Source organism: Amycolatopsis minnesotensis (assembly GCF_039529815.1).
Lineage (GTDB): Bacteria > Actinomycetota > Actinomycetes > Mycobacteriales > Pseudonocardiaceae > Amycolatopsis > Amycolatopsis minnesotensis.
Window position 1 is genome coordinate 1 of the sequence record NZ_BAAANN010000059.1, and the last position, 15,236, is coordinate 15,236.

Consider the following 15,236-nt stretch of genomic DNA (forward strand, 5'->3'; position numbering starts at 1 on the left):
GGCGCACTCACCGTGCAGGACACCACCCCCTTCACCCACCGCGCCGACACCGACCCCCTCGTCATCGCCGACCCCGCCACCTGCTCCTGACACCCGGTTCCGGTATTTACGGACAAGTATTCGACTGCCATCCGGGCAAAGTCGGTGGACCGCCAGAACCGGTCCCGCGATCGCACGTCACTGGTACCGAAACCACGGTTGCCACGGCGACCGATTCACTCGACGGATTCGGAGTGTTCGCATGAAGGTTCTGCGCAGAGTGCTGGCCATCGGGGCGGTCGCGGGGTTGACCGGGATCGCGGTTCTTGGCGGCGTCCTGAACGCCTCCGCCGACGACACCGCGTCGCCGCGGACGCCTCGCGGCGCGCTGGAAGCGGCGGGGCAGCGGCCGGTGTACGCGATCGCGCACCGCGTGGACACCCTGGAGGGGATCAACGCGGCGGTCAAGCACGGGGCGAACGCCATCGAGGTCGACGTGTGCTCGTGGTGGAACCCGAACGAATGGCGGGTGCACCACGACTGCCCCGACAAGGGCGGGACGCGCGAAGGCCCGAACGTGGACGACTGGATCGAGCGCGCCATCCAGCAGTCCGGCCCCGACCACAAGCTCCGCATGGTGTGGCTGGACATCAAGGACCCCGACTACTGCGGCGAGCAGCCGAGCCGAGGGTGCAGCGTGGCGGGACTGCACGACAAGGCGCAGAAACTGGTCGACTCCGGCATCCAGGTGCTGTACGGCTTCTACGGCTACCACCCCGGTGAGCTGGGCGGACGCGGCTGGCAAAGCCTCCTCGGCACACTCGGACCGCTCGAAGGGGTCTCGGTGACCGGCACGGTGAAGACCGTCGAGGACACCTTCCGCGACCACGGCAAGGGCGGGATCCGCGATCACCAGCGCGCGATGGACTACGGGGACACCGACATCGCGAAGGGCTTCGGCGACTGCACCGAGGCCACCTACAACACCTGCACCGAACTCAAGCACGGCGCCGCCGAGCGCGGCGCGGGCAAACTGGGTTCGACGTTCGCCTGGACCACCACCCACAAGGACAAGTCCTATGTGGACAAGCTGCTCGGCACCGCGGGAGTGGACGGCATCATCGCGGGCTACGCCGACAACACCGGGGCGAAGGACTACGCCGACACCCCCGAATGCGCCAAGGCCATCGCACTCGTCAAGGACTGGGTGAGCGGGCACAGCCCGACCCACCGCATGGCGACCGGCGCCGACCGGCTGTTCTCCTGAGCACCACCCGGCCGCTACCGCCCCGGTAGCGGCCGGGCGGTGCTCGACGTTTTTGTCCATAGTGGACTTCGCCGAATGGCCCGCAGGGAGCCGATCAGGCTCCCTGCGGGCCATTCGACCGGCCGAGGGGTGCGGCCGGGCCCGGATGGTCAGCTCACGTCGCCGCAGGCGCGTCCCGTCGGCCGGTAGGTGCCGTTGTCGTTGATCCAGAACTCCGAGCAGACCTGCCCGGCGCCGTAGCCGTACTGGATGGGCGAGCCAGCACCACGGCCACCGCTCCAGCGCTGGTCGGGGCCGTTGTATTCGAGGTTCGGGCCCCAGATGTGGTAGTGGCCGAAGCCGCTGCCGGTGTCCACGAGGAAGCCGAAGACCTGGTAGTTACCGGCGTTTCCCTTGACCTGGATGCAGGTCATCTGGTTGCAGCCTTCGTGGTCCGCGGGAGATGCCTGCGCGACGCCGGGAACGAGCGCGGTGGCGGCCCCGATCGCGAGAGCGGCTGCGGGGATGAGTTTCTTCACGGTGTCTCCTGATGGGTGTGCTCGCCGGAATACGGCGGGGGACGGTTCTTGGCCGGTGGCGGCTAGTACCTGTCGACGAAGAGGAAGTAGTAGAAGCGGTTGTCGTTCCGGAGTTCGCCTTCGCAGCGCCACGCCTTCCAGAAGTGCTCGGTCTGCCCCTGGCTCCCGGTCCTGGTGCACGACTCGCCCGCGGGCGACCCTTCCGTGCCGTTCCAGCAGTTCCCTTCCCACACGAGTTCGGGTGCGGGCGACGGCGGCGGCGGGTTGCAGTTGACGCTGGCGTGGATCGGGTTCACCGCGGGCGCGGCGTTCACCGATGGCGTGGCGGCGGCCGCCGCGCCGGGTGCGACCAGCGCGCTGGCGGACGCCGCGAAGAGCGCTATGGCACAAGCTCGCTTGCTGATGACGGATGCCATCGTTTCGACTCCTTGGTTTTCGGGCAGCCGAGCCGTCCGGCCCGGTCCAGCGAATACCCGCCCGATCGCGAGCGGGTTTTGACGACGCGCGAAAACAAACGCGGATGCATTGCGCACAGGCCGGTTCCGGTCATGCCGCGACCCGGATTTCCCGCGTCGCGGCTACGGAATACGGCGGCGGTTCGCCCGAACTCGGCGACCACCGCAGGCGCGTGCGAACTACTCGTCGACTAGAACGTGAACGAGCTTCCCCAGTACATGTGCATACTCAAGCTTTCCCCAGTGTGACGTTCGAAAATAACTAACGACGTACGCAAGCTACTGGTGCGTTGCCTCCGCGTCAAGAGGGAGACGGAAGCACCCCGGCTTCGACTGCCCCGGCAAGGCCGCTCATCGCACCTGCGCGCTACGAAAATGAGGAAAACTGCAGGCACCGATCTCGATCGCCCTGTTCATCGGGTTTCTCGGGAACACCCTGAGAGGGAATGCGGAACCGGGCATACCGTTCGGCGCGCTGCCGGTCATCCTGCTCGTCATAGTGGGCAGGCACGCGGCAGCTCGGTCAAGCGTCGCTCCCGCTGTGCGCGGTGATATCGGCCAGGTACCCGGACACCCTGGTGTACGACCCCGGAGTGCCGGGTTGCCCGCAGCCGATGCCCGCCGCGACGATTCCGATCACGACGTTCCCGGCCACGAGCGGACCACCGGAGTCGCCGAGGCAGGCATCCTTGCCACCGCGCGGATCCCCCGCGCAGACCACGAGACCGGGCTTGAAGCTCGGATAGGTCGCCGCGCAGCTCCGGTCGTCCGTGACCGGTATCGCGGCCCCGCGCAGGGTGTCCGACCGGGCTCCGCCGTCGGCCAGCCTGCCCCAGCCCAGCACCGTCGCCATCGCACCGGGCCGGTAGTGGTCACGGTCGGCGTCGCCGGCGAGTTTCGCCGCCGGGTAGGGCAACGCGCGATCGAGCGTCAGTACCGCGATGTCGTTGTTCCCTGACGAAGGGCCGCCGTCGTACGGGTGGTAGGCGGGGTGCCGCCAGATGCGCGCCACCGATCGCGTCGCACCGTCCCGGCCGGCGGGGTGCTGGCGGTGGGCCACCACCCGCAGTTCCGCCTGAGCGGTATCGAAAGTGCAGTGCGCCGCGGTCAAGACGGCACCCGGCCCGACGAGCACGCCACCGCACATCGGGAGTTCCGACCCGTTGCTCAGGTACACCGCGGACGGGTACGACCCGACGGGGACTTCCTCACCTCCGACGATCGCGAGCGCGGGCACCGGCGTCACCAACGCGAGTGCTACGACGATCACCGCGACACCGGCGAACCGGCGCCGGGACCCACCTGTCGACACTGGAAGTTCTCCCCGTCACTTTCCCTGAGCGGTACAAGGAATTCTAACGGGCGGGGAAGCATGACGAACTCGCTGAATCGGGTGCCTCCGGGACCGGCCGTTCGGCAGCCGCGGGGATTTCCTCGAACTGTCGCCGAATCAACGGTGTCGCCGCGTGGGCTCGCCACGACAATCACGGGCTCGATGCAATCGCGGGCGGCACAACGCCCTTGCCGCGCGGGCTGCCGTCGCTCTCCTTCGCGTGCGTCCCGCTGGCCCCCAGGCCCAGCGGGACGCACGGGTGGCGTGCCGCCACCGAAGGACTCATCTACTTGAGGACTTCCGACCAGCCGTGAACAACAGCTAACGGGTTCGGGCGCAACTGTAAACACAGGCAACGGGAGTGTCAACTATCGCGGACGCGTGATATGAAATCCTGGTGCTGTTGTTGACACCGTCCCGGGAGCCGTGGCCATGAGCGAACCCAAGTCCTTCGCCGCGCTGCTGTGGCACCTCATCGAGACCGTGCACCCGCCGGACCGGCCGCCCTACAGCTACCGGGAGATCGCGGCGGGCATCGAGGCCCGTGGCGGGACCACCATGAGCAGCACGTACATCAACCAGCTCGCGACCGGCAAGCGCGAGAACCCCGGGATCAACGCGGTGCAGGCGCTCGCGGACTTCTTCGGTGTCCCGATCGGATACTTCGCCGACGACGCGGTCACCGAGGAGATCAACGCGCAGCTCCGCGCGATCACGCAGTGGCGCGACGGCGAGGCACTGGCCACCGCCGAGCGGATCATGTCGCTCGAACCCCGCGACCGCCGGACCGTCACCAGCCTGCTCGACTCGCTGGAGTCGTACGAGGCCCAGCCGCGCGCGACCAGGCGCCGCCGGAAACCGGCCTCGGACGAAGGCGCGTGACAGTATGATCTCCGGAGGAAGGGGTTGCTCGTCGTCGCCGCTCCGTGGTGTCCGCGGCTGAGCTTTCCCGGGGCTGACGGACGGCCGGAAAGGACACGAGACGTGGAGTCCGCCGAGCTGCGCCGCCAGTGCCACCGGCGCGTGCGTGGCCTCATCAGGTCGATCGGCCTGCCCGATCCCTGGGACATCAACGACTTCATCGACCGGCTCGAACGGCACCGCGGCAGGCCGATCGACCTCTGCGCGGTGCAGTGGGCGCCGGGCGAAAGCTCGGGCGCGTGGCGCGCCCGTCACGACCACGACGTCATCGCCTTCTGCGCGAACACGACGTCCGTGCACCAGGACGCGATCATCCTGCACGAGGTCGCGCACATGATCGCCGAACACCGCGGCCGGTGCGTCCTGTCCGAGGAAGAGGCGCAGCGGCGTGCGCCCGATCTTGCCCCGGCCGCCTTCGCCCACCTGCTCGACCGCGTGAACCTGCCCGGCGAGGAGCAGGAGGCGGAGCTGACCGCGCGGCTCATCCTGGCGCGGATCGCCCGTGACCGCCCGGCCGTCCGCGGGACCAGTTCGCTGGCTCGTGAAGTCGAAGCCGTCTTCGGCTGAACCGAACGCAGGAATCCTTGTCGGCCGCGCTCATGTCCTACGCGCTCGCTATCGGGCTCGGTGTCGTCACCGTCATCCGGGTGCGGCGGCTGGCCACCGCCGCCAACAAACCGGCGGTCCGCGCGAGCGTGCTCCTGGTGTCCGGCATGGCGGTCACCTTCGCCGCGATGGCGCCGCCGTCCCAGGCATGGGTGAACCGGTTCGTGCCGGACCTGTTCAAACTCGTCGGGAACAGCAGCACGCTGGTCGCGATGTTCGGCGCGGCCGCGCTGGTCCTGCACACCCGCTACCCCGCCGACATCGCGTCGGCGAAGACCAAGCCCCGCGCCGTGCTGCTCGTCGTCGCGCTGGTCGTCATGATCGCCACCTTCGCCGCGCCGCACCCCGCGGTGCTGACCGGGTCCTTCGACGGGCTCTACGCGATCGACCCGCTGCTCGTCCTCTACACCACGGCGTACGCGCTCTACTTCGGCGGCACGCTCCTTTCCCTAACCGCGCAGTTCTTCCAGCTCGGGCGGGCGGCCGGCCCGCTGTTCCGGGTCGCCCTGTTCCTGTTCTCCCTCGGTTCCCTCGTCGGGGTGGCCCACAACGTCGCGACCCTGGTCATCGTCGGGCACAACGTGGTCACCGGAGCACGCGAAGGCGCGGGCGGGCCGACGGGCGTGTGCACGTCCGCGTTCAACGACCCCGCCTGCTTCATCGCGATCGGGACACCGGCGATCGCCGCGGCGATCGCCATCCTCGGATTCGCGCTGGCCGCGGCCGCGACCAGCATCGCGCGCGCTCGACGGCGAAACCGGCACGGGCGCGCGTACCGCCGCCTCGAACCGCTCTGGCGCCAGCTCACCGGCGCGTTCCCGGAGATCGTCCGGCACGAGGACCAGCCGCGAACCCGCAACCTGCACGAACACCTCTCCCACCGCGTGGTCGAGATCCTCGACGGGCTGCTGCTGCTCGCGCCGTACCGGAGTGCGACCGTGCTCGACCGGGCCGCCGCGGCCGCCGACCGGGAACGCCTCGCAGGCGAAGGACGGGCTGCCGTGGTCGAGGCGTGCGCGATCATCGCCGCACTGCGCAACCACACCGACGCCACGCGACCGACCGACACCCCGCCGCCACCGCCCGCGCACTCGGCGCCCGACATCGACGCCGAAACGGCCTGGCTCGAACTGGTCGCCGTCGCGCTCGACACCTCGCCGATCGTCGGCTCATTCCGGTAAGCGACCTACGGAGACACCACACCCATGCCTGATCATCGCCCGGCCCCGCTCATCGTCGACACCGACGGCGGCCTCGACGACGCGCTCGCCATCGTGTTGCTCGCGCGATCGCCACAGGTCAAGCTGGCCGGCATCAGCTCCGTGCACGGGAACGTGGCCGCGGCCGCGGCCGCGGCGAACTCGGCCCGCCTGCTCGAACTGCTCGGCGACTACACGACACCGGTCGCCCTCGGCGCGTCCACACCGCTCGACCAGCCGCTGCACCTCGCCCACCCGAACGATCTGCTCCGCCGCGCCATCGGCAGGCCCCGCCGCCGCACGCCCGCGACGAGCCCGGCCGCAGATCAGATCGTGACGCTCGCCGAGGAACACGCCGGCGCACTGGACCTGCTCACGCTCGGCCCGCTGACCAACATCGCGAACGCGCTCCGCCTCGCCCCGGAGCTGCCGCGGCTGCTCCGCAGGGTCGTCGTCATGGGCGGGAGCTTCGACGGCGGCAACATCACCGAGCACGCGGAGGCCAACGTCCACCACGACCCGGAGGCCGCCGACGAGGTGTTCGCCGCCGGGTTCTCCCTCACGGTCGTTCCGCTCGACGTCACGCGGACCGCGATCGCCACGCGATCCTGGTTGCGCGCACTCGTTTCGGCGGCGCCGCAGCGCCGGATGAAGGCGGCCGCCGCACTCGGGCTGCTGGCGGCCAGCGGCAAAAAGGGGCCACAGCTGAGAATGCACGACGCTCTCGCGGCCGCCGTGCTGCTCGACCGGCAGGTCACCACCGACCACCACGTCTCACCGGTGGTGGTCGCACTCGACGGCGACCGCCGCGGCGAAACCACGGCCGTCACCGGCGACCGGCGCCCCGCGACAATCGTTCGCGCGGCCGATGTCGACCGATTCAGGGCTCGGTTGCTCGAAGCGCTGAGCGGCTCCCCCGCCGGCACCGACTCCGTTCAGCCGCGTTACTGAGCACCGCTTCCGGATTCGCCGAGATCGGTTCCCGGCGGCACGATTTCGTCGATGCGGTCGTCGATGCGGTCGTCGATGCGGTCGGCACCGGGGGCGGCCACACCCCAACGGAAGAAGGTCAGGCCGCGACGTCGACGATCCAGGTGACGCCGAAGCGGTCGGCGAGCATCCCGAAGGCGGGCGCCCACTGGGCGGGGCCGAGCGGCTCGATCACGGTCGCGCCCTTGGCGAGGCCCGCCCACACCGGGGTGACCTCGTCGACGCTCTCGCCGTGGACGGAGAGGAAGAACGGCTCTTCGGTGATCGTGGTGCCGTTTTCGCGGCGCGTGGTCGGCGTGCCCGGCGCGGCAGGAGCGTCCTTGCCCGGCACGTCGTAGGCCATCACGCGGAAGCCGTTGTCGGCGGTGACCTGGCCGAACACGACGTTCGCGGCACCGGGCAGTTCGGCGGGCATCCCGAAGTCGGCGTAGGTGGCGATGGTGAGCTGCCCGCCGAACACCGACTGGTAGAACTCGAGGGCTTCGCGGGCCTGGCCGCGGAAGTTCAGGTGGGCGACAGCGTTGAGCGACATGGGTTTCCGGTCCTTCACGAGCGGTTCGCCACCGGGGGCTTCCGGCGGCGAACGCCACGATTTCACCAGTCGCGGCCAGGGAACGTCCGCTATTCATGGCAGTCTGCGGACATGCCACTCGCTTCCTCGACGACGACCTCCGGCAGGCTGCTCTCGCTGCTGTCCCTGCTGCAGGCCCGCCGGGACTGGCCGGGCGGGCTGCTCGCCCGGCGGCTCGGCGTCAGCGATCGGACCGTGCGCCGCGACGTCGACCGGCTGCGCGAGCTGGGTTATCCGGTCCAGGCGGTCAAGGGACCCGACGGCGGCTACCGCCTCGAAGCGGGCAGCCGGCTGCCGCCGTTGCTGTTCGACGAGGAGCAGGCGGTCGCGCTCGCGGTGGCGCTGCGGATCGCCGCCGGGACGGGCGCGGGCATCGAGGAGGCGGCCGTGCGGGCGCTGGCCACCGTGCGCCAGGTCCTGCCGTCCCGGCTGCGCCAGCGCGTCGACGCACTGGAAATCAGCGCGGCAGGGCGCACCGCCGATCCCCAGGTCGGCACCGATGTCCTGCTCGCGCTGAGCGCCGCCGTCCGCGCCGGGGAGGAACTGCGGTTCGACTACCGTTCGCCGGGGCGTCCCGAGGACACCGAGCCGCGCCGGGTGCAGCCGCACCACCTCGTGGTCCGGAGCGGGCGCTGGTACCTGGTCGGCTGGGATCCCGGGCGCGAAGACTGGCGGATCTACCGCGCCGACCGGATGACACCGCGTGTCCCGAACGGACCGCGGTTCCCGCCCCGCGAAGTGCCGGGCGGCGACGTGGCCGTCTTCCTGTCGGCCCGGTTCAAGGGCTCCGCGAGCACGGATGTCTGGCCCTGCCGCGGCGAGGTGCTCCTCGACCTGCCCGTCGCGGAGGTGGCCCCGTTCGCGGGCGACGGCGTCGCCGAGGAACTCGGCACCGCCCGGACCAGGCTGACGACCGGCTCCTGGTCCTGGGCCGCCCTCGCCGCGGCGCTGGCCCGCTTCGACACCGAGATCGAGGTGATCGCCCCGCCGGAGCTGCGTGCGGCGTTCGCCGATCTGTCCCGCCGCGCCGGCCGCGCCGCGGGAACCGGATAGGTCACCTTCATGACGACCTTGCCCGCGGTGTGGCCGTGCTCGACGGTGGCGAGGGCGGCCGGGGGCGTCGGAGAGCGGATGGACGGCGGTGAGCACGGCGCATACCCGCGCTGGTCACCGAGGGGAACGGCTGGGCGGAGGAGCGCGCCGTGTACCGATCGGGCACTCCGCGTGGTCCGAATTACCGAAATCCCGGCTGATCGGGTAAAGCGGCGTAGGGTGTGACGGAGAAGACAGGACGTGCGCCGCGGCACACCACAACGGAATCAGGAAGCGCCCGGCTCCGCCGGGCGCGGTCACCGGAGCACGCTGAAGGTCGTGATGAGGATGACTGCTGGGGTTCCCGTTCGCGGGATGTTCGAAGTCAATTGGGACGCCGAGCTGAACCGCTACCGCGAGCGCGCGGTAGCGACGCTCGCGCAGCATCGGTCCAGCGAAGGCCATTGCCTGAAGTGCGGCACGCCGACGCCGTGCGCTGCCGAATGCGGGGCGGAGTTCGTTCTGGAGCTCTGAATCCCGCCGCAACGCAAGGAACTCCGCCAACCAGTCGAAACGACTCGACCGAGGGGTTCATCGCGATGCGGAGTCCACAAAGGACGAAGCCGCGGGCGTAGCGGGCCAGCCAGGATCGGGTCCGGCACTCATCGGACCCGGCGTCGTTCACGCCCTGCTGACCGCGGCGGAGGAGTTGCTGGTGAGGGGCGAGCCGTCCGGCACGCCGCATCAGGGAGCATGGTTGAGATAGGAGCGGATTTCGGCGGAGCGGGGATCGCCGAGCTGGTCGAATATCGCCAGTGCTTCGCGCCAGTGGGCGCGGGCGGCGTCGAGCTGGCCGCGGTCGCACAACGCCTTTCCGCGGCTGGCGAGGGTCCATGCCTCACCCCATCGGTTTCCGGCGACCCGGTTCACTTCGAGGGCCTGGTCGAGGTAGCGCAGGCGGGGTGGCCACGGCCGCACCGGCTGGCACGCAGACCGAGCAGGTCCAGACCATGAGCTGCAATCACCGGCATTCGAACAAGGACAACACCTCGGGCCGGACGACAACGACTCTGCGCTACGAACCACGAAGGCTGGTTCTCCGACGCCTACCTCAACAACCACGGCTCCAAGAAGAAGTGCTGAGCTGAGACCGACCGTGGTGCCGGGCGCTCGAACCGCCCGGCACCACGGTCACCACCGCCAAGGCAGGACTCGAAACCCTGCCTTGGCGCGGAGGCGGCATCGCCACGGACAGCCCAAGGCCCGCCAGGTTCAGCGGAGGAGTTCCCCGTGCTCACAGCCAGCCCGCGTTGCGGGCGATCCGGGCGGCGTCGATGCGGTTGTGGGCGCCCACCTTGCTGATCGCGTTCGACAGGTAGTTGCGAACCGTCGCGCCGGAGAGGGACAGGCGGGTGGCGATCTGGTCCGTCGGCAGGCCGTTCTCCGCCTCGCGCAGCACATCGGCTTCCCTGGGGGTGAGGGGCGAGGTGCCGGTCTCCAGCGCGGCGGCGATCAGGTCCGGGTCGATGACCCGCTCCCCCGCGTGCACCCTGCGCACGCCCTCGGCGAGCGCTTCCGCCGGCGCGTCCTTCACGATGAACCCGCGCACGTGTGCCTGCAGCGCCCGCAGGAGCAGGCCCGGCTGGCTCAGCCCGGTCAGCACCAGGGTGCGGCACTCCGGCACGGCACCGTGCAGCGCGGCCGCGGCGGTCAGGCCGTCCATGCCGGGCAGGTCGATGTCCACGACCGCGACGTCGGGCCTCCTGACGATCGCCGTCGGCACGATCTCGTCGCCGCGGTCGAGCTCGGCGACCACGGACATGTCCTGCTCCAGCGACAGCAGCGCCACCAGCGCGCCCCGGATCAGGTGCATGTCCTCGGCGACCAGGACCTTGATCATGTCTCCCCCTCGGCGGGCACGGTCACCCGCAGTACGAACTCGTCGTCTCCGGCGGTGACCGACACCGTGCCGCCCACGGCCGCCGCCCGCGCGCGCAGCCCGGTGATGCCGCTGCCGTCCGGCGATCGCGGCGACCGGACCCCGTCGTTGGTCATCTCCACCGAACCCGGCCCGAGTGCGAGCACGCACCGGGTGGCGTCGCTGTGCCGAAGCAGGTTCGTGGTGCCTTCGCGGACCGCCCACGCCAGCACCGGATGCGGGGTCGCGGTGCCGATCACCTCGGTGTGCACACCCGCCGCGGCCAGCAGCGCGGCCGCCGCGGTGACCTCGTCGCCGAGCACCACCGCGTGCTCGCCGCGGGTGACGGCGTTCATGTCGTGCAGCGCGGCGCGGGCCGCCTGCGCCACCCCGGCGATCTCGGCGTGCGCGGCGGCCGTGTCGATGGGCAGGAGCCGCACCGCGAGGTCGCCCTTCAGCGAGATCGCCGACAGGCTCTGGCCGAGCAGGTCGTGCAGGTCGCGGGAGAGCCGGACCCGTTCCCGTGCCACGGCCGACCGCGCCAGCTCCGTCCTGGTCTCGTGCAGTTCGTTCAGCAACCGGATCAGCCGCACGGTGCCGTACAGGGCGAGCATGAACACCGCCGAGATACCCACGGTGTAGACGTAGTTGACGATCTGTTCGGTGGGGCCCAGGGTGCGGACGGCCGCCCATTCGATGACCAGGAACGCCACCATCAGCACCGTGAACGCCAGTGCCCGACCCCACCGTGTCGGCAGCAGCGCCATCGCGGCGGCGCCAAGGCTGAGCATCGGCGCCGTCCAGTACTCGAACAGCCAGATGATCGGCACGACGGCCACCAGCGCCTGCGCGGTCAGCGTTATGGGCCAGCCCGCGGGACGCCGGCCCTGCGCGGCGGCGAACACGTGCCGCAGATGCAGGAACGTGAGCAGCGCCCCGCTCGACACCGCGAGTACGACGATCCCGGCCGACGGCGTGTCGTCGTCACCGCTGAGCACGGTCACCGGTCCCAGCACCAGGATCGGCAGGTGGATCGCGAGGAGGAACCACGGTGCCCGGCGCACGATCCAGTGCGGGTAGTCGAGGTTCACGCCGCCACCTCGGCCGCGAGAAGTGGCGTGCCGTTCGCGGTCACGGTGAGCCGGAGCCGGTCACCGTCCCTGGTCACGGTGATCGCCGCGGCGCGCACCGAGTCGTCGTGCAGCAGCCGGTCCACCGCCGACCGCAGCGCACCGGCCAGCTCGTCGGAGGTCAGCTCGCCGCGCGGCAGCGCCAGCGTGGCCGGGATACCGGCCGCCCCGAGCAGCGCGACGGCCGCGTCCAGCTCCGCGCGCAGCGGCACCCGCTGGTAGCCGCGGATCATCCGGCGGGCCGCGGCGAGCGTGCGGCGCGAACCGTCGACGAGGGCGCGCAGCTCCCGTTCCGCCGTGCCGGGATCCGCGTGGCGCAGCGCGGCGGCCCTCGCGGCGATGGCGCGCAGCTCGGCGCCGACGGTGCCGGTCAGGTCGTCGTCGATGCGGAGCCGCTCCCGCAGCACGGCCTGCGCCGCGGCCTCCGCGCGCGCCGCCCGGAGCTGGCCGAGCGCGCCGGCGAACCAGGCGAGCACGAGCGTCGCCCCGGCGCGGTCGACCAGTGCGATCGTGAACCATCCCGGCCTGCCGCCCGGCTCGAACACCACATACAGCCACACGGCCCCGGCCACGAGCACCGCCGCGGCGAGGACCGACCACGGTGGCCGCAGCACGATCAGGACGGACGCCAGGAGCTGGGCCCCGGTCAGGTACCACTGCGGGCCCACCACGGCCACGCCCACCCCGTAGGTCAGCGCCATCGCGGCCAGCGTCCACCTGCCCGCACGGGGTGGCCGCGCGTGCGCCGCCGCCCACAGGTGGTGCAGGTGGGGCGGCAGGAAGCCGGCGAGGAGGAGGGCGGGCAGCACCGGATCGACGTCGGCCGTGAAGGTGAAGGTCCACTGCACGGCGACGATGACGAGCGTGGCCGCGATCGGGGAGAACGGGATGAGCCGGGTCATCCGGTCCGAAGGCGACAGCACGGCCACACCCACTCCCCCGCTCCGCGGCTGCTGGTGGGCATACGGTAGCCCGGCAGATCGCGGATCGGTGAGCACTGCCGTCATGCGGGCGAGCATGCGCGATCCCCGCCGCCCGCCGGTAGGCACACAACTCCACAGTGGCCGATGACAACTGTCATCGGCCACCTCGCCGAACCGGGTCAGTCCTGTGGGGTGAGCAGCACGACCGGGATCTCGCGGCCGGTCTTCCGCACGTAGTCGTCGTACAGCGGGAAGATGCGTGCCATCTTCGCCCAGAGGGGCGCGCGTTCGGCCGGGGACGCGACCCTGGCGCGAGCGGTGAACCGGCGGGCGCCGACCTGCACCCCGGCGCCCGGGTCCGCCCGCAGGTTCTTGAACCACTCCGGATCCGCGTCGGCACCGCCTTTGGAGGCGACGACGACGAAGTCCTCGCCATCGGTGCCGTAGATCAGGCAGGTGCGGCGCGGAATACCGGACCTGCGCCCGGTCGTCGCCAGGACGAGCGTGTGGATGCCGTTCCACTCGTGTCCCTCGGCGCCCCCCCCGTGGCCAGGTACTCGCGAGTCTGCTCGGCGACCCAGTCCCATTCGGGGTGGGTGGTGTCGGTGGCGCGGTCGAGGTCATCGGCGACAGCCATCACGAAGGTCCTTTCCGGTACCGGGTGCTATCCCTGGTTCGTCGCGTAGCTGAGCACCACGTTGTCCGAGCCGCCCCAGGTCCGTACGCCGACGAGGCGCAGGGCGGTCTCGGGCACCCCGGTGAAGACGCGGCGGTCCCCCGCGACGGTCTTGGGGCCGATCATCAGGTGGAGCTCGTCGACCAGCCCGTTGGCCATCAGGTCGGTCCAGAGCGCCAGGCTGCCGAACATCAGGGCGTCACCGTCCCGCGCGCGGAGCTTGGCGACCGCCTCGTGGCTGTCCGCACGCCGGACGATCGTGGTCTGGTCGCGCCACGGTCCCGTCTCGGCCGCGGTCAGCGTGTCCGAGACGACGGTGATGGGGATGCCGTCGGCGTACCGCTTGGCGATGTAGTGGTCGAGCGGATGGGCGTCCGGGTTGCCGTGCTGGGCGGGCCAGTAGGTGAGCGCGCCGCGGTAGGTCGTCGCTCCGAACAGGAACGAGCTCGCACTCCGCGCCCGGTCGATGTTGTGGCGGGCGAAGGCTTCGTCCATCGGCATCGCCATGATGTCGCCGCCAGGGCCTTCGACGTAACCGTCGAGGCTGACCATGGTGCAAACAACGATCTTTCCCATGTCCGGATCTCCTGACCGTGGCCGACGGGAAATCCCCGTCCGCGATGTCCAGCACCCAGCACCCCGGCCGGTCGCGGGCTGATGAGCACTGCTGTCTTGGCGGAAATCCTGCTCGGTCCCGCAGGCAGCCGATAGGCACAGAGCTCCACAGTGGACGATGACAATTATCATCGCCCGCATCGCGTTTCCGGGGCCGTCAGCGGAAACCGTTGCCAGGGTAGAATTCTCGCGCACGATCGAGGGGAGCTGACGGAAGTGGCACGTCTCCATGCCGGTTGCGCGATGTGGAACCACAAGGCGTGGCCCGGGCGGTTCCTGCCGCAGTCGCTGCCCGCCGGCGAGCGCCTGCGGGCCTACGCCGGCTGGTGCAACGCGGTCGAGGGCAACACCACCTTCTACGCGACACCCGCACGGAACACCGTCGCGGCTTGGGCGCGGCAGACCGATCCCGGCTTCCGGTTCGTGCTCAAGCTGCCCAAGATCGTCACGCACGAGCGCCGGTTCGCCGGTGTCGAGACCGAGATGCGGGCATTCCTGGACGCGCTGGAACCCCTCGGCGAACGGGCGGTCCTGTGGACCCAGCTACCCGGCTCGTTCGGCCCCTCGGACGTCGATGCCCTCGGCCGCTTCCTGCGCAGGCTCCCCGCCAACCGCAGGCGTGCCGTGGAGGTGCGCCACCCCGCCTTCTTCACCGACCCCGGCTCTACCTCGCTGCTGGAGAGGGCGCTCGCCGGCTCAGACGCCGAATGGGTGCCGTTCGACACCACCGTCTTCTTCCAGAGCCCACCGACCAGCGAGGCCGAACAGGACGCCTGGGCCAAGAAACCGCGGCTGCCGCGGCGGACGCACGCGCTGACCGACCAGCCGATCGTCCGCTACCTGGGCCGGGACTCCGTCGAGGAGACGGTCGAAGGGTGGCGGCCGTGGACCGCGGTCGTCGCGGACTGGCTGCGCGAGGGCCGGTCGCCGACGGTTTTCCTGCACACCCCCGACAACAACGATGCGCCGGCGCTCGCCCGCCGCTTCCACGACGAGGTGCGAGCGCTGGTGCCCGGCCTCGACGCGCTGCCCGAGCCGGAACCGATCGAGCCCGCGACCCTGTTCTGAGCACCCCTCCGCGTTCCGGCACCCGCCCCGCGGCC

18 protein-coding genes are annotated in these 15,236 nt (G+C 70.7%); 8 read left to right on the forward strand and 10 right to left on the reverse strand.

Translation table 11 applies throughout. From position 1 onward, the window contains the following. Positions 1-241: 241 nt before the first annotated feature. Positions 242-1,246, forward strand: a complete 1,005-nt coding sequence (locus ABD256_RS40975) for a PI-PLC domain-containing protein (RefSeq protein ID WP_344431264.1) — start codon at positions 242-244, stop codon at positions 1,244-1,246. Positions 1,247-1,395: 149 nt separating this feature from the next. Here ABD256_RS40975 and ABD256_RS40980 read toward each other — a convergent pair whose 3' ends face one another. From ABD256_RS40980 to ABD256_RS40990, 3 genes are all read right to left on the reverse strand, one after another. Further along, entirely contained in the window at positions 1,396-1,764 is a 369-nt protein-coding gene (locus ABD256_RS40980; protein ID WP_344431266.1) for a hypothetical protein, read from the reverse strand. A gap of 62 nt (positions 1,765-1,826) precedes the next feature. Beyond that, on the reverse strand, positions 1,827-2,180 hold the full coding sequence (locus tag ABD256_RS40985) for a hypothetical protein (RefSeq protein ID WP_344431268.1): 354 nt from the start codon (positions 2,178-2,180) through the stop codon (positions 1,827-1,829). A 562-nt stretch (positions 2,181-2,742) separates the two neighbouring features. Next, positions 2,743-3,531, reverse strand: a complete 789-nt coding sequence (locus ABD256_RS40990) for a S1 family peptidase (RefSeq protein ID WP_344431271.1) — start codon at positions 3,529-3,531, stop codon at positions 2,743-2,745. A gap of 453 nt (positions 3,532-3,984) precedes the next feature. On the opposite strand from ABD256_RS40990, the gene ABD256_RS40995 reads away from it, so the two are divergent. From ABD256_RS40995 to ABD256_RS41010, 4 genes are all read left to right on the forward strand, one after another. Beyond that, positions 3,985-4,434, forward strand: coding sequence for a helix-turn-helix domain-containing protein (locus ABD256_RS40995; protein WP_344431273.1), 450 nt, complete (start codon positions 3,985-3,987; stop codon positions 4,432-4,434). 102 nt (positions 4,435-4,536) lie between these two features. Further along, a complete protein-coding gene (locus ABD256_RS41000) occupies positions 4,537-5,040 on the forward strand; it encodes a hypothetical protein (protein WP_344431274.1) in 504 nt (167 codons plus the stop codon). A 17-nt stretch (positions 5,041-5,057) separates the two neighbouring features. Continuing rightward, on the forward strand, positions 5,058-6,260 hold the full coding sequence (locus tag ABD256_RS41005) for an MAB_1171c family putative transporter (RefSeq protein WP_344431276.1): 1,203 nt from the start codon (positions 5,058-5,060) through the stop codon (positions 6,258-6,260). A 24-nt stretch (positions 6,261-6,284) separates the two neighbouring features. Then, positions 6,285-7,229: a nucleoside hydrolase gene (locus ABD256_RS41010; RefSeq protein WP_344431278.1), complete on the forward strand. Its 945-nt coding sequence runs from the start codon at positions 6,285-6,287 to the stop codon at positions 7,227-7,229. Between the two features lie 118 nt (positions 7,230-7,347). On the opposite strand, the gene ABD256_RS41015 is transcribed toward ABD256_RS41010, so the two are convergent. After that, positions 7,348-7,800, reverse strand: a complete 453-nt coding sequence (locus ABD256_RS41015) for a VOC family protein (protein ID WP_344431280.1) — start codon at positions 7,798-7,800, stop codon at positions 7,348-7,350. Positions 7,801-7,911: 111 nt separating this feature from the next. Here ABD256_RS41015 and ABD256_RS41020 point away from each other — a divergent pair, with 111 nt between their 5' ends. Further along, positions 7,912-8,892 (forward strand): helix-turn-helix transcriptional regulator, encoded by a 981-nt coding sequence (locus tag ABD256_RS41020; protein ID WP_344431282.1) that lies wholly within the window; start codon positions 7,912-7,914, stop codon positions 8,890-8,892. Between the two features lie 354 nt (positions 8,893-9,246). Further along, positions 9,247-9,405: a hypothetical protein gene (locus tag ABD256_RS41025; protein WP_344431284.1), complete on the forward strand. Its 159-nt coding sequence runs from the start codon at positions 9,247-9,249 to the stop codon at positions 9,403-9,405. A 210-nt stretch (positions 9,406-9,615) separates the two neighbouring features. Here the strand turns inward: ABD256_RS41025 and ABD256_RS41030 are convergent, their stop codons facing one another. From ABD256_RS41030 to ABD256_RS41055, 6 genes are all read right to left on the reverse strand, one after another. Continuing rightward, positions 9,616-9,849: a tetratricopeptide repeat protein gene (locus tag ABD256_RS41030; RefSeq protein WP_344431286.1), complete on the reverse strand. Its 234-nt coding sequence runs from the start codon at positions 9,847-9,849 to the stop codon at positions 9,616-9,618. A gap of 316 nt (positions 9,850-10,165) precedes the next feature. Beyond that, positions 10,166-10,771, reverse strand: a complete 606-nt coding sequence (locus ABD256_RS41035) for a response regulator transcription factor (RefSeq protein WP_344431287.1) — start codon at positions 10,769-10,771, stop codon at positions 10,166-10,168. Further along, positions 10,768-11,880, reverse strand: a complete 1,113-nt coding sequence (locus ABD256_RS41040) for a sensor histidine kinase (protein WP_344431289.1) — start codon at positions 11,878-11,880, stop codon at positions 10,768-10,770. Before ABD256_RS41040 ends, ABD256_RS41035 begins: the two co-directional genes overlap by 4 nt. Next, a complete protein-coding gene (locus tag ABD256_RS41045; protein WP_344431290.1) occupies positions 11,877-12,848 on the reverse strand; it encodes a hypothetical protein in 972 nt (323 codons plus the stop codon). The genes ABD256_RS41040 and ABD256_RS41045 overlap by 4 nt, the downstream gene beginning before the upstream one ends. Positions 12,849-13,021: 173 nt before the next feature. After that, entirely contained in the window at positions 13,022-13,429 is a 408-nt protein-coding gene (locus ABD256_RS41050; RefSeq protein WP_344431292.1) for a nitroreductase/quinone reductase family protein, read from the reverse strand. A gap of 77 nt (positions 13,430-13,506) precedes the next feature. Further along, positions 13,507-14,094 carry a dihydrofolate reductase family protein gene (locus tag ABD256_RS41055; protein ID WP_344431294.1) on the reverse strand — a complete coding sequence of 196 codons (588 nt, stop codon included), beginning with the start codon at positions 14,092-14,094 and terminating at the stop codon, positions 13,507-13,509. Between the two features lie 282 nt (positions 14,095-14,376). Between ABD256_RS41055 and ABD256_RS41060 the strand changes: the two genes are divergently transcribed. Continuing rightward, positions 14,377-15,201, forward strand: coding sequence for a DUF72 domain-containing protein (locus ABD256_RS41060; protein ID WP_344431328.1), 825 nt, complete (start codon positions 14,377-14,379; stop codon positions 15,199-15,201). Positions 15,202-15,236: the final 35 nt, after the last annotated feature.